Source organism: Ruegeria marisflavi (genome assembly GCF_025673445.1).
Taxonomy (GTDB): Bacteria; Pseudomonadota; Alphaproteobacteria; order Rhodobacterales; family Rhodobacteraceae; genus Ruegeria_B; species Ruegeria_B marisflavi.
The window spans coordinates 366728-386777 of sequence record NZ_JAOVQN010000002.1 but is presented as its reverse complement, the minus strand read 5'-3'; the positions used below and the strand labels follow the sequence as shown (position 1 = coordinate 386777).

Sequence of the window (20050 nt, the reverse complement as noted above, 5' to 3'; positions counted from 1 at the left end):
ACATAACAACAGCGTGGGTCAGATCTCGGTGACAATTTTGGCGGTTGCCGGGTCAAATCTCAGTGGCAATCAACACCCAACTGCTCCGACGCAGTCAGGCTTGCCCTTTCCCGAGCTTATTGAGCACATTGCGCGTGATTTGCTCGACTTGGCTGTCTCGCCGGATAAGACCGGCGACCCATTCGCAGGTTGCAGCGGTGAAGATCTCGCCTTTGCCACGATGCCAGGAAATGATCAGTCCGTTGCCGCGCATGCAGGCGTCGAGCGTTTCCGGCGTGACTTCGCCGAACAGCACCTGCGCGTTAAACGCGGCATCGGCCGTGCCGATGTAAAGCGTTTCGCCCCAGGTGCCATGATCGGCCTCGATATTGGTGGCGAGCCCCATGGCGAGGATCTCGATTTCCGGCACTGCGCCGTCGGCACAGGTGGGAAAGGGCAACCCGTCCTCGAAACGGTAGTCGAGCCCGTCGACCTCATAACCAAAAATCCTTGAGCGCGCGCCCAGAACATCGCCATAGCCAACTCCGGCGCCGCGGAAAACCCAGTGGTTGGGTCGATAGATCGTGAACCCGCCCGCACCGCCGCCCACACAATTGCCGAGACCTGCATAGACGCCGCTCAGGGCGTTGACGCCGAATGTCAGCGCGCCAGGGCGCCCCACTGGCGGTATGTCGAAGGCGCCGGAGACAAGATGTTCCCGGTCCGTCCCCATCAATGGGTCCTGATCGGCGATGTACTTGTAGCAAACCTGTGTGCGGCCCTCGTCCTCGATTCGGGTCTGCCACAGGAAGTTCCCGGCAAACCGAGCAACATTGCCGCCACCGTCAACATAGGCATCGACCGCGTCACGCATCTCAGCGCTCCAGTATTCGTCGTGACCGACGAAAACGGCACAGGCATACTGATCAAGCAGTCCGGGGTCTCGATGCAGATCGTGCAGCGCGATCACATCCAAGGCGTAACCCTCGCCCTCGGCCCAGCGCGCGAAATGGCGTTCATACGTGGCCCAGCCTGCCGAGGCGTATTTCTTGGAATAGCCATAGGCATAGGCCCATTCCATGTAAGGATAGCGGACCATCTCGCCTGGACGTGCCGGCTGTTCGCGCAGCGCCCGCGGGGCGCCCTCGGGCAGCCTGCAAAACCCGCGCGTCCAGGGTCGCTGAGTCGAGAGCACCGGCGAAAACGCGTTGCCGTTCGGCCCCGTGATGCCCTCGTAATGGTTCGATCCGCCCCAACAATTATAGGCCAGCCAGGTCCCCGTTGCGCAGACGAGCACATAGGGTGGGGGGGAGGCATCAGGTGCGCTTCTGACCAGAATTATGTGGTGTTCTTCGACCAAATCCTGGCCGCTTCGGGCGCGAAAAGTGATCAGATAGCCACCGGGCACCCACTCTTCGGGAATAGTAAAGGCATGGGCTTCGGGCCAGCCACAGCCTTTGACCGAGCAATCCTCGGGCGTCGGGTGATGTACACCTGGTAAGCCGGTCACCGTCAGCAGGGGGTGATAAGTCAGACCGTCGCGACCGATCTCGAGATCCCATTCCGCCGCAGTGGTCGATACGTGCAGTGCCACGCGATCTCCGGGTGCATAGCTCATCTCGGGCGTGTAGCCCCAGATTTCCAGCGCCGAACTGTCGCGCGCCGGTCCGATGTAATAGTGATCGAGAATATGGCGCGCCTTGGCTCGAGTGCGGGGCGTGATCGCCGGTTCAATCAGGTTCTGGGTCATGTATCTACTCCGGCAAGTATTTTTGCGACCAGCACTCGGCTGCCGCGCCAGTGTCGATCATGTGTTGGATTTCGGCGTTGTTATAGCCCAGGCGCAATAGGATTTTCCGCGTATCCTGCCCGTACTTTGGCGCAGGGCCGGGGATGGTGATTCCGGCTTGGCTTGGGCGCACTGCATTGGGCGCGACGAGGTCGACCCAGCGTCCCATCGGATGCTGATCATGGCGCACGGCGCGAAAGGTCGCCTTGCAAATGTCGATTTTGCCTTTGCTTTCCAACTGGAGACCGGCGTCGCGGGTGCCATGCAGCGAGCCGAGTACCGTTACACCCACCGAACTTCCGGCAAAGGCGCGCGTCCAGTGGGCTACCGGCTTTTGCGCAAACCTCTCGGAAAGTTTTTCTTCCAGATCGGCTTCGCACCCGACGAGATCGGACAGGTCCGGTACGCGGCCAAGGGCTGTGTCACGCCCCGTCGGTGCGGCAAAGAACAGCCAGCCATCCAACGCGGCATAGCAGCGATAGAACGGTCCCCAACCACGCGCCGTGCGCCCCGAGGGTTCGTCAAACTCCCGGCGGCCGTCGAAATCATACATGAACTGGGCCTGGATCATCTCACCTGCGGCGGCCAGGGCAGCCCTGGCAATGCCGCCCTGGCCCGTCACCTTGAGCCGCTCCAAAGCCGCGCCGAGCGCCACGCAGGCGCAATATCCGGTGAGCGCGTCGATCGTGCCGAAGTGGGCGTGTTCCTCGGGCGTTTTTGGTCCGCCGCCAAAGCGGGTCATCACACCCGTCGCCGCCTGTGCAAGATCGTCATACCCAAGGTGATCAGATTTTGGCCCGCGACGAGGGCCACCCCATGCATCAAGTTGAACCAGAATGAGGCGCGGGTTGACCTCCTTAAGACGGTTTTCGGTGAGCCTTAGTGAAGCCCGCTGTTGATCAGTGCCGTTCATGGTGATCACATCTGCTTCGGCCACCATCCGCCAGAACGCCTCTTGGCCAGCGCCAGAGCGTAGGTCGAGCAGTATGCTCTCCTTTCCGCGCTGAGCATGCAATCCGAACACCACCGCATTCCATGGATCAACCGAGGGCCGCACAGGTTGCACCAGCGTAACCTGTGCACCAAAGCGTGCCAGCGTCGATCCGATGGTCGGCCCGGCGATGACATTGGTCAAATCTAAAACCTTCAGTCCATCAAGCCAACCGCCCTTGCCTTTGTCACCCGAGCTTGTACGCGGAGTTTCCTTTAGAATGCGGCTAAGGTCATCTTGGAAGTCATCCGCCTCCGGTCCCGCATTCTTGTCCATGGTCCCTGGATCATCTGCAAGCCAGGCTAAATTGCCCATCTGCCGCATTCGACCATAGCGGGGGTCGTCAATCTCGACCACCAAACCAGCGGCCAGCGCATGAGAGGCTGTCAGCCACTCGGCCGTGCTGCGCTGTGCCGTGGCAGGGGCCTTGGCGGCGCCGAAGAGCGCTTCCCACTCATGCGAAGGGCGTGTCAGGAAGGCCGCCTTCATCGCATCCGACAGACGGCGGCGGTCGCTCGCGCCAACCGGATAGCTGCGCAGAGCCCAGTCGGCAGGCCAATCGGCCTGGTCCACATAGACGTCGAAATCCGGCAACTCCTTGAGAAGATCGCCAAGCCCCAGCACTTCGAGCACCCTTTGGGGATGGTTCACGACTGAACAGGACACGATGTAGAACCCGCGCCCGTCAGCGCAGGTGTAAGTCCGGTAGAACGGATCGAGGAATTCCGAAAGCTCGTCAAAACTCAGGTCGTTGGGCAGCCCTTCACGCGCCCGTCTTTCGAGTTCTTGCTCGCGCGGGGATTTGTAGCGGTCGGGGTAATCCTCGACCTTCTCGCAATTGTATACGAGCCCCTCAAGCAGGGCAGAGGCGAGCGGAACTTCGATATGATCGCCGCCCATCCGGCCCCGCGCATTCAGAGCAAAAAGCACTGACATTGTCCCGAACGCGGCACCATAGGCCGAGGCCAACCCCAGCGGTGTAAAGGAGGGGTTGATCCCCATCAGCCGGCGGTTCAGACCCATATCGGTAAACTGTCCTGTACGCGCCGCGATCACGGCCTCCCATGCAGCAAGACCAGCAAACTCAGGGTCCGTTGAGGCAAAACCGGGCAGCGAAAGCGAGATGATATCTGGGTTCACCTGCCTCAGCGCTGCTGGCCCGAGCCCCAACCGTTCCATCACGCCAGGGCGGAAGTTCTCAATCACGACGTCGGTGCGACGCACTAGCTCTAACGCCATCTCACGCCCGGCGGCCGACTTCAGGTCAAGCGTCAATGCATGCTTGCCGCGCGACAGCATGTCGAAAGCAGGGTCCTTCCACTTAGGGCCACCTGGTGGGTCGATCCGGATCACCTCTGCCCCGAAATCGGCAAGCATCATGCCGGCCAGCGGACCGGCCAGGTAATGCCCGAAATCAAGCACGCGAACGTGGGAAAGTGGGCGGTTTTTTTGCATGGTCATCTCATCCCGCTCTGACTGAAAACTCACTCCAGTCTAGAAACCTGTCCCGGCATCGCTCATACTTGTCCTGCCATATTTTTGGATTCATCCTGCCAATGAGCTCCATCAGTGTCTCTGTTTTCCTGTGCGAGGCGTTTTCCAACATGGTCCTCGCCTGCCTGCTCGAGCCGTTGCGAGTGGTCCGCGATCAAACCGGCGCCGACATACGCTGGAGCATCCTGACCGACGGCGACCGTGCCGTGACCAGTTCCAGCGGACTGAGCATTTCTCCGGAAATGCCGATAGCGTACGCGCCCGGGTCTGATCTGGTCATCCTCATCGGAGGCGACGCCTTCCGCAAGGAAGCAGCAACGCCCGTGCGCGACCTTCGGCAGTTGATGCAGGGGGCGACAGTGATCGCGGCTGATACAGGCGCCTGGGTGCTGGCGCGCGGCGGGTTCCTGAATGGTCGAAAGGCCACGTTACACTGGCAGTTGCTTGAAGAGTTCGCCGAGGAGTTCCCCGGAACGCAGGTTCGCCCCGATCGCCACGTGCAGGATGGCCGTTTCTGGACATGCGGCAGTGCGGCGGCCGCCTTGGACTTGATGCTTCAGTTCATTCGAGACCGTTTCGGCGCTTCGGTCGCCTTCGATGCAGGCGCAATGTTCCTGCATGACAATGCAAAACGGCACGGCGCCTCCTATCCCGATCATGCGCTGTCGCAAACGGTGTCGCCAAAACTCAAACAGGTCGTCGTATTGATGTCCGAGACGATTGAAACACCACTGCCGATCCCGGACCTCGCGCGGCAGGCCCATTTTTCCGAACGGTCCTTGCGCCGCCTGTTCTGGAAGGAATTGCAGATGACGCCGGGACGATACTACCTTCTCCTTCGTCTGGCGCGAGCCCGTGAACTGCGTCGCTACAGCGACCTTGCGCCAAACCAAATCGCCTTGCGTTGCGGATTTGCGAATGCAACGACCCTGACACGCAGCTTGCGCAGGAATGTCCAAACGATCTGAATGAGGACAACGGAGTACCTAGATGACCTATTCTTTAGGAGCTTGAACGAAGTAGCCGTGCCGCGATTTTCTCTCGATTACCTTTGCTTTTCGGTAAGACGACCTGCCGCAACGCTCGAAAACCTGTCGTCGGTTTCTTGCGGAATGATGCCGGGTGTGTCCGGCAAAGTGTAAGTTTGGGCATTTTGCAACGAATTGTTGATTTACGCTGAGAAGTGACCAGGTATTTTCACCTAGATTTGACCCACCCTCAGTATGCGTTTTTGTTCATGACCTGGTCAATTTAGAGGTCTCTCTTCTTGTCTTTTTGGCGGCCTCGGAACTGACCTTGAAGCGGTAGCTCTCGTTGCCGGTTTCCAAGATGTGGCAGCGGTGAGTGAGCCGATCACAGAGCGCGGTTGACCTGCCACAGGCGGCTACGAGCATCCTGGAAGTTCTTTTCGACCTGTCCTTTCTCCCATCCGGCGGCCGGGTTGCAGAACTCGGGCTCGAAAACGTAGTGGCTGGCCCCTCTCGGCAGCATGCTCTGCATGCGCTTGCCGGGCAGTGCATGGCCTTGAAACGCACGTTGACGTCCCGCTGCCCTGCGAAAGTCACCCAACGGCTGCGCCCATCACACGGATCGAGGCAGCCAATACTGTTCGAACGGCTACCAAGACCCCCTGCGCCAACAAAGGTTCCGGGTGCCGATGAGCGGGAAAGGCAATTGTTTCGACAATGCTGTCGTCGAGACTTTCTTCAAAACCATCAAAGCAGGATTGATTTGGCGGCAAACAACGGGAACACGGCGACAAGCTGAAATGGCGGTCTTCGAATATATCGATGGTTCTTGAAATCCGCTCCTTCGTCACTCAGCCTGAGACCGGAGAACCCCGGTTCTTCCGCACGCGAAATGGCCAAAACGAGCACTTGGGGCTTCTCCAAAACACGGCGGGTCCTCGAAACTACCGGGATCAGGCCCGCAGGTCGTCAAGCAGCCGGTCCATCATCGCGTCGCAGGCGGCCAGTTGGTCCAGCGTGACAAATTCGTCGGGCTTGTGGCCCTGCCCCTCCATCGAGCCGGGGCCGCAGACAATGGTCGGGATGCCCAGACCGTGAAAGAACCCCGCCTCGGTGCCGAAGGCGACCTTGGTCGTGTGTGGCTGCCCGGAAAGTTTACGCACGTATGCCACGACCGGATCGGCTGGATCGACATCCAGTCCGGGATAGGCGTTGATCTGCTCGACCGAGATACTTCCGGCGTCGCCATAGACTCTGCCGATCCGGTGCGCCTCTGTTCGGATGCGCGCCATCAGATCGTTGGCCCGGTCGGCGGCAAGGTGCCGGAACTCCAGCATCATTTCGGCCCGGTCCGGCACGATGTTGAGCGCACGTCCCCCGTGCAGCGTGCCAACATGCACCGTCGAACAGGGTACGTCATAGGCCGGATCCCGTGCACCAGAGACGGAAAGCTCGTCCTGTACCCCGCGAAGGGCGGTCACGAAATCGGCTGCCAGATGCAGCGCGTTGACAAACCTCGGGGCCAGCGCAGAATGGCCGGCCTGTCCGGTGCAGACTGCCCGCAGCGCCACCTTGCCCTTGTGACCCGTCGCCACCTGCATCCGGGTTGGCTCGCCCACGATGCAGGCGCGCGGCGCGCCCAGCACCGGTACCAGACGGTCCAGCATGCGGGCGATGCCAACACAGCCGACCTCTTCGTCATAGGACAGCACGATTTTCAAAGGCTCTGCCAGTTCGATGGCTGCGGCCCGCTGCGCCAGTGCCAACGCTGAGGCGACGAAACCTTTCATATCCGTTGTGCCACGACCATAGGCGCGGTTGCCCTCCAGCGTCAGCCGGAAGGGGTCTCGGCTCCAGACCTGGCCTTCAACGGGTACCACATCGGTATGGCCCGACAGCAACGCGCCCGCCCCCGGCGGCCCGATCTCGGCATAAAGCCCGGCCTTGCCCCCATCCAGGTCCGGTAGCCGCCGCACCCGGAAGCCGCAGGCGTTCAGATGCGCCTCGGCATACTCGACCAGTTCAAGGTTCGACCGGGCACTGACCGTATCGAAGCCTACGAGCCTGTCCAATATCTCCAGCGTCGCGTTCATCCCGGCCAATCCGCCGCCAATTCGGTGATTTCCCGGCGGAAGGATGGCGCATCGCCTGTCTCTGGCGCGTCCAGTTCGCGGGCATAGCGATGCCCGGCATAGGTGGCCCAGGCAATCGGCCCCGGCGCGTTGGCATCGCCGATCAGCCGGACCGAGCGGATGCCCGCTTCGGCCCAATCCGCCTCTCGCCCCACCAGGTCCTGATATAATTGGTCATTGCCAAGCCGCGCAGCGACAACAACCACCGAGTCCATCTCCATCGGCCGGGTCCGGCCTGTATAGACGCAATTCGTAACCACATGATCGGCCCAGATCGCGGTCACGCCCCGGTTCAGCACGATCTCCACCCCTGCTTCAACCAGCCGGGCATGAATGGCCCCCTGCTCCAGCGTGTTGCGGGTCCAGTCGCTGACAAAGGGCGCGGGGGTAATCAGGGTCACCTGTGCCCCGGTCTTGGTCAGCAATTCGGCCAGAACCCCACCCATGTAGTAATGATCATCGTCAAAGATCACCACGCGCCCCTTGGGCAACCTGCCCTCCATCAGATCGTCGGGCGTGAACACCTGCGCGCCCGGCGCGATGGGCATTGGCACCACATGCTGACGTGCGACCCCGTCGCGCCGCCAGGTGGATCCGGTGGCGATACAGATGTTCTGAAACCCGAACTCCAGGATCGCCGCGGCATCCAGTTCGCTTTGCCGATAGATCTCGACATTGGCGCGCTGGCCCAGTTGGTACTCGCGGTAATCCACCACTCGGCCCCAAGCGGACAACCCCGGCAAGGCGCGTTCCCGCGTCACCCGCCCACCGATCACCTTGCGCGCCTCGGCAATCGCCACGTCATAGCCGCGCCGGCAGAGCGCCCAGGCGGCCTCTAGCCCCGCCGGACCGGACCCCACAACCAGCACGTTGGAGCTGTCGCCCTTGGGGTTCATCCGCTCCGGGTGCCAGCCCTTGCGCCATTCCTCCATAAAGGTCGGGTTCTGGGTACAACGGCTGATCGACATGGTCATGTCGCCGGTGATGCAGATGTTGCAGCCGATGCATTCGCGGATATCCTCTATCCTTCCCTTTTCGACCTTTTTCGGCAAGAACGGATCGGCAATCGACGGCCGTGCGCAGCCGATGAAATCGAGCGTCCCCGACTTCACCATCCGCACCATCACATCGGGCGAGGTGAAGCGGCCCACGCCCACCACCGGCTGATCGGTCAGTTCGCGGATACCGCGCACCAGCTGTTCCTGCGCCGCCTCATCCTTGAACCGTGAGGGGCCGGAGCAGTCCTCCCACGTGCCTTGTGCCAGATCCCAGAGATCAGGCAGGTTGCGGTTCATCTCTATATAGTCGCGCAGTTCGGCATTGGAAAAACCAAGCGCACCAATGCTTTCATCCAGGCTGACCCGCAGGGTGATGGCCATGCTGTCGCCCACTGCCTCACGGATATCGGCAATGACCTCCTGGCTGAACCGGGCCCGGTTCTCCAGCGAACCGCCATATTCGTCCGATCGCTGGTTGGTGGCCCGGCTCAGGAAATGCTGAAAAATTCCGAACCCATGCGCGCCATAAAGACAGATCAGGTCGAACCCCGCCGCGCGCGACCGTTTGGTGGCGGTCACGAACCAGCGCCTGAGGTCACGAATGTCGGATTTCGACAATGCCCGCGCCTGCACCGGATCATTGGTAAAGGTCCGGATCGGTAGCGCTGTCGGGGCCAGCGGCACCTCCTTGGTGTAAAGGTTCGGCCCGTTGATCCCTGAATAGGCCAGCTGAATGCCCGCCAGCGCACCGTGTTCCTTCATCCGCTCCGACATCCGGCGCAATTGCGGGATGTCCTTGTCCTCCCACAGGCGCAATTCGATGAAAGGGGTGATCTCGCTTGTGTGGTGCATCTCGCACTGTTCGGTAAAGATTACACCCCAGCCGCCCTCGGCCTTGATCCCACGCATCGCGGCAGCAGCCGAGGGGTCGCGATACCCGCCGCCATTGCAATGCGGCACCTGATAGAACCGGTTCTTGGCAGTCAGGGGACCGATCTGCACCGGTTCGAACAGGATGTCATAACGTGGGTCGCGCAAGGCCGTCTCCATCGGTCAAATCTGCACCGACGATACAGAATTTCGCCAGGCAGAAAAGTTGGCCGAGCTTAACCACCGCTTAGCCTGCCGCTAAGCCGCCGCGTTCAGCGCCCGATCCCGGGCAGCACCTGCGTCCGGACCAATGTCGTGCAATGGTCGATAAAGGCGCGGACGGTGCTGGCGCCTTCTCCGTCCTGTGCCATGAGCAGACCCAGCCGCATCGGTCGTACCTCCCCCCTGAGCGGCACGATGATCAACGGCTTGCCATCCGGGGCGCGGTCATGCTGCGGCCGGATATTGGCAATCGCGTAACCATAGCCGTTTGCCACCAGACTGCGCATCACCGCCATGTCGCGGGTCCGTTCCGCGATCAGCGGCTTGGTTCCCTGACGCTGGAAGAAGGACAGAAAATAATCGGAGCTGAACGGCAGGTCGAGCAGCACCATCGGCAATCCCGTCAGGTCATCAACGCTGACATCGTCGCGGCCTGCCAGCGGATGCCCCTCGCCCAGCATAACATAGGGTGGCAACTCCGCCAGTGTGACGAACCGCAGATCGGTGGGGATATCCAGATCATAGGTCAGCGCAATGTCGATATCCGCGCGCCGCAAGCCGCTATAGATCTCGGCTTGGTTCATCTCGACCTGCCGGATCTGCACCTCGGGATAGGTCGCCTCGAAACTGCGGCGAACCGTCGGCAGCACGATCTGGGCAAAGGTCAGGAGGCAGCCGATCGACAGCGGCCCGCGCACCTGCCCGGTGATATCGCCCGCCAGATCGGTCAGGCGGTCAGCCTCGCGCAGGACCACTCGCGCCTGTTCCAGCATCACGCGCCCCGCCTGCGTCAACGACAGGCCCTGCGCGTGCTGACGCACAAACAGCGGCACGCCAAACTCCCGCTCCAACTGCGAGATCGACGCCGAAATCGAGGGAGATGAGACATTCACGCGCGCCGAAGCCAGCGCGATGGACCCCGCCTCGCCCACGGCGACGAAGTATTCCAGCTGGCGCAGCGTGTATCGGGTTGGCACGGCGGTCCTCCGGCAAAGGCAGCAGTCAGACCGAAACAGAATGCCGCGCCCGGGGCAAGATCAACTCCGGCCTACTCGTCGCCAGGCACACCATAAGATGGCGCCACCCGCGGGTCGAGCGCCCGCTGGATATAGGCGTCGAGCTGCGGCTTGTAGACCTGCCATGCGGTGGCCACCGCCTCGATGGGGCAGTCTTCGGTCCAGTCACAGCGCAGATCGGCCACCGGCCAGCTGACCTTGTGCACCAGCATCATGCCCGCCGAATGCACCGGCCCCGCCTCGCCGCCCGCCGCCAACCCGGCCCGCAGCGCCCCGATCAGCCGGTCGCCCAGATGACCGCTACTTGCCAGAAAGGCATCGACCATCGCCTGCGGCACACCGTCATTGGCCAGCAGGTTGCCACCCGCCGCCACGTCCTGCGCCTGCGCCTGCGTCCAGATGCCCAGCGCATTGGCGCCGGAATGGATCGCCGTGCGCCCCTGCCCGTCGACGGCAAGCACCTGCCGATACTCGATGAACCGCCCCCGCCGCTGCACCTCGGCGATTGCTTCGACAGCCGTCAAACCGCCTGCCATCAGGTCGAGGGCCAGCGGCCCCAGCGCCGGATCGGTGACATTCTGGGTGGCGACAGCCCCCACCCCCGCCCGCGCATGGCTGCAACGTGCCGCCACCGCCGGGGAAGAAGATGAAATCGCCACCCCGAACATGCCCGTCTGTGCGCAGCGCGCCACCAGCGAAAAGGTCATGACAGTCTCCTGTTTCTTTCTGGTCGAAAATACTCTCGGGGGAGCGCGAGGGGGCAGACAGCCCCCTCGCTCCCGCCCTCTCAATCGGGGATGACGGCGGTGGCGTCGATCTCCACCAGCCACTCGGGCCGCGCCAGCGCCGACACCACCAGGCCGGTCGAAACCGGATGCACGCCCCGGATATACTCGCCCATGGTGCGATAGACCGCCTCGCGGTGGCGCACGTCGGTGATATAGACCACGACCTTGACCAGATGTTCCATCTGGCCGCCGCATTCCTCGATCAGTTGGCGGATGTTCTGCATCACCTTGTGGGTCTGCTCGACCGGATCGTGGCTGTCGATGTTCCTGGCGTCGTCCAGATTCTGGGGACACTGGCCGCGCATCCAGACGGTGCGCCCGCCGCGTGTCACGACGGCCTGCGCCAGGTCATTGTCCAGCTTCTGCTCGGGATAAGTGTCCTTGGTGTTGAACGGGCGGTGGCGGTAATGCGCCATGGAGGGCTCCTTGTCAGGTCGGATGGGTCGCGGTCAGGCCGCCGCAACCGGGGCCAGCGCCCCGGCAAGATAAAGGTGAAAGTCGCGGATTGTTCCTTCGAAGTTCCCCGCCGCCAGCGGCCCGGCATCGGCGCGGGACGACGCCAGCGCCAGTTGCAGCTTCTCCAGCTTCTCCCGATCCTCGCGATTGACCTCGGTCCAGAGCGCGATGCGCTGCGCAATGGTCTCGTCGTCCAGATCGTCGCCATAGACCGACAGCGTCCAGCGGACGTGAACGCACCCCACGCTGACCGGTTGCAGGCTGAGTGAGGCCAGAAGGCTCGCGGCCTGACTGGCGACCTGGGTTGGAAAGACGTTGAACAGGAACGAGCGTTGCCGCTGCCCCGCATCCAGACCCGGTGCGCCTTTGCCCCGGCTGGGGATGCCTTCGGGATAGTTGGCGTTGTAGCTGGTGAAGGCTGCCGCCGACGGCCCCTTGGTGCAAAGCTCGGTCGGGGTATAGCCGCGCAGGGTCTTCGGGTGCACGACCGACAGGTGATAGCCTTCCATGAAATTCTCGACGAGACATTTCCAGTTGCACTGCCAGTCTTCCTCAGCCGAATGCACGATGCGGAAACTGCCGGTCTCGTAAGGCGCCAGCACCTCGGCCAGCTGTTCCAGTCCTGCGGCAAGCGGTTCGGGGTTTTCAGCAAGGTTCACATAGATAAACCCCTGCCAGATCTCGCAGGCGAAGCCCGCGAGCCGGCAATTGGCCCGGTCAAATCCGGCATTCTCCATATGTGCCGCCCGCAACAGGGCGCCGTCACGGCCATAGCTCCAGGCGTGATAGGAACAGACCAGCCGCTTGACGTTGCCGCGCCCCTCGGCCAGCAGCATGCCCCGGTGGCGGCAGACATTGGCGAACACCCGGATCACCGCATCATCGCCCCGGATCACGATCAGCGGCTCGCCCAGAAGCCGGGCCGCGAAATAGTCCCCCGCCTGCGGGATTTCATCCGCCCGGCCCAGGCAATGCCAGCCCGCGCGCAGAACCGTTGCCTTTTCCATCTCGAACAGATCGGGCGAGGTGTAATAGGCCCCATGCAGCCCCATCGGCCGGTCAGCGGGCGAGGATGCCGTCTGTTGCAAACCGTCGAGAAGCCCCTGCAACCGCCCGGCCCCGCCGGACAAGGCAAAGGCGCTCACTGCGAGACCCGCGAGGAGAGATAGGTGGCGAAATCGTAATTGGGCCGCTCCAGATGTGACAGATGTCCGGGTCGGGCCAAACCCGACGACAGCCCGCGGAACACCTTTTCGGTGCAACCGCGATCCTCGACGTTCACCCGGTCGAGCAGCTCCTTGAGATCGGCAAAGTTCTGCTGTGCGTCGGCATCGTCCTTGTAGTCGTCCGACATGCCACCGCCAAAGCGGATATGGACCTGCCCCGGCCCCTTGGGGTGCAGCGACAGGTACCAGAAATAGCCCGGCGTCAGGGTGATCAGCAGGCTGGGATAGAGGGCCAACAGGAAGGTCTTGCGCCGCTCGACGCCATGCAGCCGGTCGTTCGACGGATGCGCCATGGCGATACGCAGCGAGTCGTCCTTGAGGATGGTATGATAGTTGAACGCCGGCAGGCCCGGCGGACAGACCATCTCTTCCAGCTTGGACAGGCCACCGATGGTGCCCGCATGGCAGACCGGCAGATGGTAGCTTTCCATGAAGTTCTCGGCCAGCACCTTCCAGTTGGTGTCCCAGACATGCTCTTCATAGAAGGCCTCGGTATAGTTGGTCATGTCATAGCCCGCGACCATGGCCGCCACCTCGTGCAAGGTCTCCGCGACCTGCGCCGCATCGGGGTTCAGGGTGACAAAGACCCAACCCAGCCATTCCTCGCAGCGGATGGCGGGCAGCGTGTAATCCTCCTTGCAGAACCCCTGGTTCAGGGTCATTGCCGGGGCGCCGCGCAGCGAGCCGTCCAGATTATACGTCCAGGCGTGATAGGGGCAGACTATGGCGCGGGTATTGCCGCGCCCGTGCAGCAGGGTCGACATCCGGTGCAGGCAGACGTTGCTGACCGCGCGCAGCGCGCCGTCCTTGTCACGCAAGACAGCGATCGGCTGGCCCGCCAGGTCACAGGTGGCATAGTCGCCCGGCTTCGCCAGTGCATCGGCGCGGCCGATGCAATACCAGTCCTTGCGGAAGATATGCTCAAGCTCTTCGTTCAGGAACGCCTGCGAGGTGTAGACCTCGGGCGGCATCGCACGGGCGCTCTCGAAAGGTTGCGCCACATTCTCGCTCAGCGCCTTTACCGGGTCGATCTGGTCTTTTGCCATGATACGTCTCTTTGCTTGCGGTCGTCAGATGGTCAGGCTTGCGCCCCGGCGGGGCTGTAGGCTTCGTAGTTGCGCTGGATCGCGATCTGGTCGGCCACGTGCTTGGCATCGTGCCAGACACCCCAGATGAATGTCGAGCCGCGTCGTGACTGCCACGGCAATCCCAGGAAATAGACCCCCGGCTCTTGTGAGACGCCGCGCTGGTGAACGGGTCCGCCTACCTTGTCAAAGGCATCCACCTCCAGCCAGCCGAAATCCTGCCGGAACCCGGTGGCCCAGATGATGGTGGAAACCCCCTCCCGTACCAGATCCAACTCCAGGATCGGATGAGTCAGGCACTCAGGATCGGGCCAGGCGACGCGCGCCTCGGGCTCTTCGGGCAGGTCGAGCCCCATGCGTTCGGCATAGGCGTCTGCGGCATCCAGCACCGACAGGTAGTTGGCGTCACCATCGGCGATGTTGGCGGCAAGATCATCGGCGAAATACAGGGCTCCATTGCCATAGGACTTCGTCACACCCATCAGGGTGACGCCCTCGCTCGCCAGCCGCCGGAAATCCATCGTGGCCCCGCCATAGGCGCCGCTGACCGCGATGGCGACATGTTCGCGTCCGGGCTCCAGCGCCGCCTGATCCCAAAGGCCCAGAACCCCCAGCCACCAGCAATAATCGCGCCCCCGATAGGCCCGTGGCGGCCGGTCATGCGCACCGATAGACAGATACACACGTCGCCCGGCGCGGTTCAATTCGTCGGCGATCTGCGCGCCGGAGGACCCGCCGCCGACAACCAGCACCGCGCCCTCGGGCAACTGACCAGGATTGCGGTAGTCAAAGGAATGCATCTGGGTCACGCCGCTGTCCTCGGGCACCAGCCTTGGCACCACCGGGTGTTGAAAGGCGCCGGTTGCGGCAACGATCCGCTGCGCCTCGATCACGCCATCCGAGGTTTCCACCCGAAAACCAGACCGACCGGGCAACCGGCTGGCGCGGCGAACCTCAACACCGGTGTGGATCGGGGCATTCACCATCTCGGCATAGGCACAGAGGTAATCGGCCACTTTTTCCTTGGTCGGAAAGGCATCCGGCCCGCAACTGTCATGTTCAAGGTTCGGGAACCGGTCGTGCCAGGCCGGACCATTGGCCACCAGCGCATCCCAGCGGCCCGAACGCCAGGCTTCGGCCACCCGGTTTTTCTCCAGCACCAGATGAGGCACGCCCTGCTTGCCGAGATGTTCGCTCATCGCGATCCCGGCCTGACCTGCGCCGACCACCAGCGTATCTATGCGTTCGACCATCGTCCCCTGACCCTTCGTCTGCGCCGGTCACGGTTGGACCAATCGCGTTTGCGTTGGGCCGACAGTAATGACGCATCCGAAATGCTGGAAATACGATTTGATTACGCATTGCTTCGGCAATGCCTAAGCCGCAGGTGCTTGGACGATCAGCGGGAGGCGCTGACGAAACCACCCTGGAACGGGCTGGCCACGGTTGCGTTGCGCTCTGCCATCCGTTCGAGATTGACGATGGCCGATAGCATGATGCGGTCATGGCTCCAGTCGCCCGACCGCTGCATGATCAGCATCGTGGCCAGCACGGCCGCCACCAGCAGGCCCGAGATCATCATCCAGACCACCGCACCAGCCTGCGCCTTGCCACTGGCGGTCGCGGCGACAATTCGGTTCCTCAGGCTCGAGGGGTGGCGTGTTTCGCGCCGGTCGACCAGCGCCACGGTCGGTGTCGTACGGGCAAAGAACGTCCGGTTCCCGGCTGCGGCGGCACAGGCGCGGATCAGGCATTCGCAATAGGCGCGGACATCGAAATGCGGCCGCCCGATCAAGGCCTGATCACAGGCATACTCCCGCAGCATCCGGACCTGGCGGCGCCACATGAAGAAGGCGGGGTTCCAGAACACCAGTGGGCGCAGCAGTTCCAGCAGGAACTCGCATTCGATGTCAGCCTGGCGGAAATGCTGCACCTCGTGCGCGACGGTTATTTTCAGATCCTGCGGATGATCCAGCAGCGCCAGCGGCAGCACCACGTAACGGTTGCGCAATCCTCGGGTCGAATAGGCGACACGCGCCGTGTCGCTGAGCAGGATGTGAACCCGGCCGATGCTTTTCCAGGCAAAGGCATTCGACAGGCTGCGTTTCAACCGCAGCACCGACAACAGCACGTGGAGAACACAGGCCAGAAAGCCCGCAACAAAGGTCACGGCGACAACCTGTGCCCAGACCTCGCGCTGGGCCATCAGGTCGCGCACCAGATCCTCGCGCAGGCCCAACAGGGCCTCGAACTGGGTCGCGGACAGCCCGACGTTGCCATGCAGGTACTGACGCACCAGCATGTCCGGAATATTGGGTGGTTGCGCGACGACCCAAGTGGTCAGCCCCAACGCCAGCAGGGGCGAGGCGACCAGCAGAACCGTCAGACCTTCATGAGCCGCAGTTGCTGGCGTTAGGCGCGGCCCAACCGTCCGCGTGCCAAACCCCATCGCAGCAGGGACCAAATCGCGACCCCGGCCACAAACAGAAGGTTCAGATCGAGATAGGCATTCAGAAGCGCTTCACCGTCCATTGTCTCCCAACCTTTCATTCAGCAAGGCCCGCATGCTTTCGAGCATGTCGTCCGTCACCTCTTCGTCGTCCACCAGGCGGGCAACCAGAGCCGCCGGTGCGCCATCGAAAAGTTTGCTCGAAAGGTCCTTGAGTGTTGTTCGTTGGTACTCATCCTTGGGAACGGCCGGGCGATAGACCAGTGAGCGGTCATGCCGCTCGGAGGTTAGAAAACCCTTTTGCTCCATGATCTTCAGCACGGTCGCAACCGAGGTATAGGCGCGAGTCTGTGCCTTGTTCAGCTCGGCCAGGATGTCACGTACGGTGCCGCCGCCGATGTCCCAGACCACGGTCATGAATTCTAGTTCGACCTCGGTCAGCAGGGAACGTTCCTGTTTGCGCGCCATCGGGTGGGTTGTCCGCTTCATCCTTGAATTCCGATCCATGCTAGGGACAGACGAAGCCGTTGAAAACTACTTTTTAAGAGACCTGTCACACCTTCCAGAAGCAGAACACGCCCCAGCAGATCGACAGCGCCAGCGGCCCCCACAGCGGCAGGCCGAACAGCCCCAGCCAGGCCAGGAAGATATAAGAGGTTCCCAAGAGGCAGATGAACAACCGGTCGCCCCGGGTCGTGGTCAGACCCAGTACACCCTTGCGCATCGCGCCGCCCGGGTGCCGGATTTCCAACACCACCAACACCCCGATGGCGCTGAAGATGCCGATGAACAACAGGGCTGTGGGCCAGGTCCAGACCATCCAAGAAAACATCACACCCTCCCCGTCGCAAAACCCTTGGCAATGTAGTTGCGGACGAACCAGATCACGATCGCGCCCGGAATGATCGTCAATGTCCCCGCCGCCGCCAACAGCCCCAGTTCATAGCCCGCGCTTGAAGCGGTCTTGGTCATGGTGGCGGCAATGGGTTTCGCCTCGACCGCGGTCAGCGTCTTGGCCAGCAGCATCTCGACCCAGGAGAACATGAAGCAGAAGAACACCGCCACCCCCACGCCCGCCTTGATCGATGGGACAAAGATGGTGGCAAAGAAGCGGGGAAAGGAATAGCCGTCGACAAAGGCGGTCTCGTCCAGCTCCTTGGGAATTCCCCGCATGAAGCCTTCGAGGATCCAGACCGCCAGCGGGATGTTGAACAGGCAATGCGCCAGTGCCACCGCTAGATGGGTGTCAAACAGGCCCACCGCCGAATAGAGCTGGAAGAACGGCAACGCGAACACCGCCGCCGGCGCCATCCGGTTGGTAAGCAGCCAGAAGAACAGCTGTTTGTCGCCCAGGAACCGATACCGGCTGAACGCATAGGCCGCCGGCAGCGAGACCGCTACCGAAATCACCGTGTTCATCGTGACATAGAGGATCGAGTTGATGTATCCCCAATACCAGGTCGGATCAGTGAAGATGGTCTGATGATTCTCCAGCGTAAAAGTCTGCGGGAACAATGAGAATCCCGCCAGGATCTCGTTCGTCGTCTTGAAGCTCATCGCCACCAGCCAATAGATCGGCAGCATCAGGAACAGGATGTAGACGATGGGGACGATGGTTCTTTTCTGCATATCTGTCGTCCTCAGTTCAGGTCGTCCTTGGTCATCAGCGTATAGAAAAGCCAGCTGACCAGCAGGGTGATTGCGAAATAGATCAGGCTCATCGCGGCGGCAGGCCCCAGGTCGAACTGCCCCAGCGCGATCTTGACCATGTCGATCGACAGAAGCGTGGTCGAATTGCCGGGACCGCCCCCCGTCAAAACAAAGGGTTCGGTATAGATGTTGAAGCTGTCCATGAACCGCAGCAGGATCGCGATGGTCAGCACCGTCTTCATCTTGGGCAGCTGGATAAAACGGAACACCGCCCAGTTCGACGCGCCGTCGATCTTTGCCGCCTGGTAATATGCGTCCGGGATCGAGACGAGGCCCGCATAGCTCAGAAGCACCACCAGCGAGGTCCAGTGCCAGACATCCATGGTGACGATGGTGATCCACGCCGCCAGTGGATCCTGTGTCATGTCACAGTCTATTCCCATGACACGGTTCAGGAAATTGCCCAAGAGGCCGATATCGGGCAGTGCGAAAATATTCCACATCGCGCCCACCACGTTCCACGGGATCAGCATCGGCAGGGCCATAAGAACCAAGCACACCGGCACCCAGATCCCCTTGCGCGGCATCGACAGCGCAATCGCGATACCAAGGGGCACTTCGATGATCAATATCAGGAAAGTGAACAGAAACTGCCGTCCAAGCGCTGCGTGGAACCGGTCTGACCTCAGAATTTGTTCAAACCAGTCGAGTCCCTGCCAGAAGAAAACGTTGCCACCAAAGGTCTCCTGCACCGAATAGTTGACCACCGTCATCATCGGGATCAGCGCATTGAAGGCCACCAGCAGCAAAACCGGCAGGACAAAGAACCAGGCCTTTTGATTTTCGGTCTTCATGCGGCGCCCTCCGCGGCCTCACTCGCCAGCCAGCCATCGGCATAAAGCCGGGTCTGGTCACGACGGAATTCCAGTTGCACCATTGCACCCTTTTCGGGGCCGGGTCCGCTGACGATGGCGTTGACGTGGCTGCCCGCGACCTCGCATTCGACCACCGTGTGGCGCCCCACATCCGAGACCTTGGCGATGGTGGCGGGCAAGCCGAACTGGCCCAGTGACACGAATTCCGGGCGGATGCCGATCTCGGTCCGAGCGCCGGGTCCGGCGGTGATCGACCCTTCGAGCGGGCTCGCCTGACCGGTGAACCGCGCCACGCCGTCCGACACTTCGGCGGGCAGGATGTTCATGCCGGGCGAGCCGATGAAATGGCCGACAAAGGTATGCGCGGGCCGGTCGAACAGTTCGACCGGGGTGCCGATCTGCACCACCTCTCCCTCTTGCATCACCACCACCTGATCGGCGAATGTCAGCGCCTCGGGCTGGTCATGGGTGACATAGATCATCGTCGCGCGCACCCGCTGTGCAGTTCCTTGAGCTTGGAGCGCAGTTTCCATTTCAGATGCGGGTCGATCACGGTGAGCGGTTCGTCGAACATCACTACATTGGCGTCCTGCCGCACCAGCCCGCGCCCCATCGAGATCTTCTGCTTGTTGTCCGGGCTCAGATGCGCCGCCTTGCGGTCAAGCAGGTCGGACAGCTCCAGCATCTCGGCAATCGCAGTGACCCGCTCGCGCACCGTGGCCTCATCCCGGCCCCGGTTGCGCAGGGGAAAGGCCAGGTTGTCGTAGACGGTCATCGTGTCGTAGATTACCGGAAACTGGAACACCTGCGCGATGTTGCGCTTGTCTGGCGGCAGTTCCGTCACATCCTTGCCGTCGAACAGGATCCGCCCCTCGGACGGGACCAGCAGGCCCGAGATGATGTTGAGAAGCGTGGACTTGCCGCAGCCCGATGGACCAAGCAGCGCATAGGCGCCACCAGTCCAGTCGAGGTCGATCTCCTTCAACGCATAATCGGCAGGCGTTTTCGGGTTCGGATAATAGCTGTGACGCAGCTTGGAGAGAGTAATTTTCGCCATCTGCG

General features: G+C 62.0%; 17 protein-coding genes and 3 pseudogenes. 2 read left to right on the top strand and 18 right to left on the bottom strand.

Annotated elements, in window-relative coordinates; genetic code table 11:
- Positions 1-94: 94 nt before the first annotated feature.
- Both OEZ49_RS03765 and OEZ49_RS03760 read right to left on the bottom strand, forming a co-directional pair.
- Positions 95-1729 (bottom strand): N,N-dimethylformamidase beta subunit family domain-containing protein, encoded by a 1635-nt coding sequence (locus OEZ49_RS03765; RefSeq protein ID WP_263387065.1) that lies wholly within the window; start codon positions 1727-1729, stop codon positions 95-97.
- Between the two features lie 4 nt (positions 1730-1733).
- Positions 1734-4214, bottom strand: coding sequence for a CoA transferase (locus tag OEZ49_RS03760; protein WP_263387064.1), 2481 nt, complete (start codon positions 4212-4214; stop codon positions 1734-1736).
- A 68-nt stretch (positions 4215-4282) separates the two neighbouring features.
- Here OEZ49_RS03760 and OEZ49_RS03755 point away from each other — a divergent pair, with 68 nt between their 5' ends.
- Positions 4283-5221: a GlxA family transcriptional regulator gene (locus OEZ49_RS03755; protein ID WP_263387063.1), complete on the top strand. Its 939-nt coding sequence runs from the start codon at positions 4283-4285 to the stop codon at positions 5219-5221.
- Positions 5222-5488: 267 nt separating this feature from the next.
- Here the strand turns inward: OEZ49_RS03755 and OEZ49_RS03750 are convergent.
- Both OEZ49_RS03750 and OEZ49_RS03745 read right to left on the bottom strand, forming a co-directional pair.
- A pseudogene (locus tag OEZ49_RS03750) lies at positions 5489-5623 on the bottom strand (ATP-binding protein); the annotation flags it as partial.
- Positions 5607-5744 (bottom strand): hypothetical protein, encoded by a 138-nt coding sequence (locus tag OEZ49_RS03745; protein WP_263387077.1) that lies wholly within the window; start codon positions 5742-5744, stop codon positions 5607-5609. The pseudogene OEZ49_RS03750 and the gene OEZ49_RS03745, both read right to left, overlap by 17 nt.
- 58 nt (positions 5745-5802) lie before the next feature.
- On the opposite strand from OEZ49_RS03745, the pseudogene OEZ49_RS03740 reads away from it, so the two are divergent.
- Positions 5803-6051, top strand: a pseudogene (locus OEZ49_RS03740) (IS3 family transposase); the annotation flags it as partial.
- Positions 6052-6174: 123 nt separating this feature from the next.
- Here the strand turns inward: OEZ49_RS03740 and argE are convergent.
- The 14 genes and pseudogenes from argE to OEZ49_RS03670 all read right to left on the bottom strand — a co-directional run bounded on the left by argE (position 6175) and on the right by OEZ49_RS03670 (position 20045).
- Positions 6175-7314 (bottom strand): acetylornithine deacetylase, encoded by a 1140-nt coding sequence (argE, locus tag OEZ49_RS03735; protein ID WP_263387062.1) that lies wholly within the window; start codon positions 7312-7314, stop codon positions 6175-6177.
- On the bottom strand, positions 7311-9389 hold the full coding sequence (locus OEZ49_RS03730; RefSeq protein ID WP_263387061.1) for an oxidoreductase: 2079 nt from the start codon (positions 9387-9389) through the stop codon (positions 7311-7313). Before OEZ49_RS03730 ends, argE begins: the two co-directional genes overlap by 4 nt.
- A 104-nt stretch (positions 9390-9493) precedes the next feature.
- Positions 9494-10420 carry a LysR substrate-binding domain-containing protein gene (locus OEZ49_RS03725; protein ID WP_263387060.1) on the bottom strand — a complete coding sequence of 309 codons (927 nt, stop codon included), beginning with the start codon at positions 10418-10420 and terminating at the stop codon, positions 9494-9496.
- A 71-nt stretch (positions 10421-10491) separates the two neighbouring features.
- Positions 10492-11166 (bottom strand): DUF1028 domain-containing protein, encoded by a 675-nt coding sequence (locus OEZ49_RS03720; protein ID WP_263387059.1) that lies wholly within the window; start codon positions 11164-11166, stop codon positions 10492-10494.
- Between the two features lie 80 nt (positions 11167-11246).
- Entirely contained in the window at positions 11247-11663 is a 417-nt protein-coding gene (locus OEZ49_RS03715; protein ID WP_263387058.1) for a RidA family protein, read from the bottom strand.
- Positions 11664-11696: 33 nt separating this feature from the next.
- Entirely contained in the window at positions 11697-12848 is a 1152-nt protein-coding gene (locus OEZ49_RS03710; RefSeq protein ID WP_263387057.1) for an aromatic ring-hydroxylating oxygenase subunit alpha, read from the bottom strand.
- Entirely contained in the window at positions 12845-13975 is a 1131-nt protein-coding gene (locus tag OEZ49_RS03705; protein ID WP_263387056.1) for an aromatic ring-hydroxylating oxygenase subunit alpha, read from the bottom strand. Before OEZ49_RS03705 ends, OEZ49_RS03710 begins: the two co-directional genes overlap by 4 nt.
- A 32-nt stretch (positions 13976-14007) precedes the next feature.
- Positions 14008-15267 carry a flavin-containing monooxygenase gene (locus OEZ49_RS03700; RefSeq protein WP_263387055.1) on the bottom strand — a complete coding sequence of 420 codons (1260 nt, stop codon included), beginning with the start codon at positions 15265-15267 and terminating at the stop codon, positions 14008-14010.
- A 146-nt stretch (positions 15268-15413) separates the two neighbouring features.
- Positions 15414-16478, bottom strand: a complete 1065-nt coding sequence (locus OEZ49_RS03695; protein WP_263387054.1) for a M56 family metallopeptidase — start codon at positions 16476-16478, stop codon at positions 15414-15416.
- 57 nt (positions 16479-16535) lie between these two features.
- Positions 16536-16931: a BlaI/MecI/CopY family transcriptional regulator gene (locus OEZ49_RS03690; RefSeq protein WP_263387076.1), complete on the bottom strand. Its 396-nt coding sequence runs from the start codon at positions 16929-16931 to the stop codon at positions 16536-16538.
- Between the two features lie 85 nt (positions 16932-17016).
- On the bottom strand, positions 17017-17295 hold the full coding sequence (locus OEZ49_RS03685; protein ID WP_263387053.1) for a DUF2160 domain-containing protein: 279 nt from the start codon (positions 17293-17295) through the stop codon (positions 17017-17019).
- Positions 17295-18092: a carbohydrate ABC transporter permease gene (locus OEZ49_RS03680; RefSeq protein ID WP_263387052.1), complete on the bottom strand. Its 798-nt coding sequence runs from the start codon at positions 18090-18092 to the stop codon at positions 17295-17297. The genes OEZ49_RS03685 and OEZ49_RS03680 overlap by 1 nt, the downstream gene beginning before the upstream one ends.
- Before the next feature lie 11 nt (positions 18093-18103).
- Positions 18104-18967, bottom strand: a complete 864-nt coding sequence (locus OEZ49_RS03675; RefSeq protein WP_263387051.1) for a carbohydrate ABC transporter permease — start codon at positions 18965-18967, stop codon at positions 18104-18106.
- Positions 18964-20045 (bottom strand): annotated as a pseudogene (locus tag OEZ49_RS03670) (ABC transporter ATP-binding protein). The gene OEZ49_RS03675 and the pseudogene OEZ49_RS03670 overlap by 4 nt, the downstream one beginning before the upstream one ends.
- Between the last annotated feature and the right edge of the window lie 5 nt (positions 20046-20050).

Excerpts from the sequence above, each read along its gene's own strand:
- OEZ49_RS03765 (WP_263387065.1), bottom strand. The coding sequence starts at position 1,729 with ATGACCCAGAACCTGATTGAACCGGCGATCACGCCCCGCACTCGAGCC.
- OEZ49_RS03760 (WP_263387064.1), bottom strand. The coding sequence starts at position 4,214 with ATGCAAAAAAACCGCCCACTTTCCCACGTTCGCGTGCTTGATTTCGGG.
- OEZ49_RS03745 (WP_263387077.1), bottom strand. The coding sequence starts at position 5,744 with ATGCTGCCGAGAGGGGCCAGCCACTACGTTTTCGAGCCCGAGTTCTGC.
- argE (WP_263387062.1), bottom strand. The coding sequence starts at position 7,314 with ATGAACGCGACGCTGGAGATATTGGACAGGCTCGTAGGCTTCGATACG.
- OEZ49_RS03720 (WP_263387059.1), bottom strand. The coding sequence starts at position 11,166 with ATGACCTTTTCGCTGGTGGCGCGCTGCGCACAGACGGGCATGTTCGGG.
- OEZ49_RS03715 (WP_263387058.1), bottom strand. The coding sequence starts at position 11,663 with ATGGCGCATTACCGCCACCGCCCGTTCAACACCAAGGACACTTATCCC.
- OEZ49_RS03705 (WP_263387056.1), bottom strand. The coding sequence starts at position 13,975 with ATGGCAAAAGACCAGATCGACCCGGTAAAGGCGCTGAGCGAGAATGTG.
- OEZ49_RS03700 (WP_263387055.1), bottom strand. The coding sequence starts at position 15,267 with ATGGTCGAACGCATAGATACGCTGGTGGTCGGCGCAGGTCAGGCCGGG.
- OEZ49_RS03690 (WP_263387076.1), bottom strand. The coding sequence starts at position 16,931 with ATGGCGCGCAAACAGGAACGTTCCCTGCTGACCGAGGTCGAACTAGAA.
- OEZ49_RS03685 (WP_263387053.1), bottom strand. The coding sequence starts at position 17,295 with ATGTTTTCTTGGATGGTCTGGACCTGGCCCACAGCCCTGTTGTTCATC.
- OEZ49_RS03680 (WP_263387052.1), bottom strand. The coding sequence starts at position 18,092 with ATGCAGAAAAGAACCATCGTCCCCATCGTCTACATCCTGTTCCTGATG.
- OEZ49_RS03675 (WP_263387051.1), bottom strand. The coding sequence starts at position 18,967 with ATGAAGACCGAAAATCAAAAGGCCTGGTTCTTTGTCCTGCCGGTTTTG.